At 60.5% G+C, this 1,657-nt stretch carries 2 protein-coding genes; both read left to right on the forward strand.

Going from position 1 to position 1,657, the window contains the following annotated elements:
* Positions 1 to 731, forward strand: a 731-nt coding sequence (locus I6F38_RS43105) for a transposase (protein WP_225164673.1), incomplete at its 5' end; no start/stop codon positions are given.
* 514 nt (positions 732 to 1,245) lie between these two features.
* A partial coding sequence (locus I6F38_RS43110) for a reverse transcriptase domain-containing protein (RefSeq protein WP_346657180.1) occupies positions 1,246 to 1,657 on the forward strand: 412 nt, incomplete at its 3' end.

The raw sequence follows: 1,657 nt of genomic DNA on the forward strand, positions 1-1,657 counted from the left end.
TGGCGAAGAGCGAAGTGACCGTCGGTCGACTGGAAATCGAGCGGCTGAAGCTGATGCTGGCCAAGGCACGGCGCGAACAGTTCGGGCAATCCTCCGAACGCGGCAAGCTGCTGGTCGAACAGCTCGAGCTTGCCATCGAGGATCTCGAAGAGACGCAGGCCGAACAGGAAACCAAGGCCGAACTCGCCGCGCCAGGGGCCGCCAAGGAGAAGCGCGCGCAAAATCCACGGCCGCCGCGACGCCCGTTGCCGGACAATCTGCCGGTCGAGCGCGTCGTCGAACCCGCGCCTTGCGCATGTGGTAAGTGCGGCAGCCAGCGGCTGCACAAGCTCGGCGAGGTGGTCTCGAAGACCCTGGAATGCGAGCCGCGGCGCTGGAAGATTATCGAGCATGTCCGCGAAAAGTTCTCCTGCCGGGATTGCGAGGCGATCACAGAAGCGCCGGCACCCTCCCATCCGATCCCACGAGGCTTTGCCGGGCCGAACCTGCTGGCGACGGTGCTGGTCAACAAGTTCCTGCTGCATCAGCCATTGAACCGGCAGAGCAAGACCTATGCCCGCGAAGGGATCGAGATAGATGTCTCGACCCTGGCGGATCGGGTCGGCGCCTGCGTGGTGGCGCTCGATCCCATTATTGAGGCGATCCGGATCCATATCATGAGCGCGGAACGCATCCACGCGGACGATAGTGTGCTGCAGAAGCACACAGAAAGGATGATCGAGATGATCTGAAAATCTGTGTGCACAAGCTGTGGCAGCGATGAGGGTAGGCCCCTCGGGATCGACTTTCAGGAGTAGGTCTCAAATCACTTCAAGCGGCTTCGCTTAAGAGGCGCGGTCGTGAGCGTTGAAGCTAAGGGTCGGGAATACCCGAACGGATAGGCGTCCGAGAGTCGAATGAAAATGAACCCGCCGATGAACCGTCGTAACGTGGAAACCGTCGTCAAAACCAGAGGTGTGTCGTCCCTCTGGGATGAGCCCGCCGGAAGCCTGAAGACCGGGCGGGCGGCGACCGGCGTTGAGGGGGCGTGAATCGGATGCAGGCGCTGCCGCGGAACTGCAGGAACCAGTCGCTCCGATGGAAAGGGAGAAGCACAAGCGGAGAAGACCGCGAGGCGAGATTACCGACGCGGAGCACTGGGACGGACCGATCCGTATTAGCGACGAAGGCCAGTAATGGGGCCGGAGCGAAGGGATCGGATCAGGTGGGCTGGCCATCGTCGCAACTGACAATAGGAGGACGACGGTGAACCAGCCGGGCAAACCGTTCAACATCGACAAGAGAGAGGTGTACGAAGCATATCTGCAGGTGCGATCCAATGGTGGCGCAGCCGGTGTCGACGGAGTGACGATTGAGCAATTCGAGTCCGACTTGAAGAGCAATCTCTACAAGATTTGGAATCGAATGAGCTCAGGCGCTTACTTCCCGCCGCCTGTTCGCGCCGTCTCCATTCCAAAGAAGAGTGGCGGCCAAAGGATCCTCGGGGTTCCCACTGTGGCAGACCGCGTGGCACAGACGGTTGTCAAACAGCTGATTGAGCCGGCTCTCGACGCAATCTTTCTGGCAGATTCTTACGGCTACAGACCCGGTAAATCGGCTCTCGATGCCGTAGGCGTGACGCGACAGCGGTGCTGGAAGTACGATTGGGTTCTGGAGT

It is taken from the genome of Bradyrhizobium sp. BRP56 (assembly GCF_020194035.1).
GTDB classification, from domain to species: domain Bacteria; phylum Pseudomonadota; class Alphaproteobacteria; order Rhizobiales; family Xanthobacteraceae; genus Bradyrhizobium; species Bradyrhizobium australafricanum.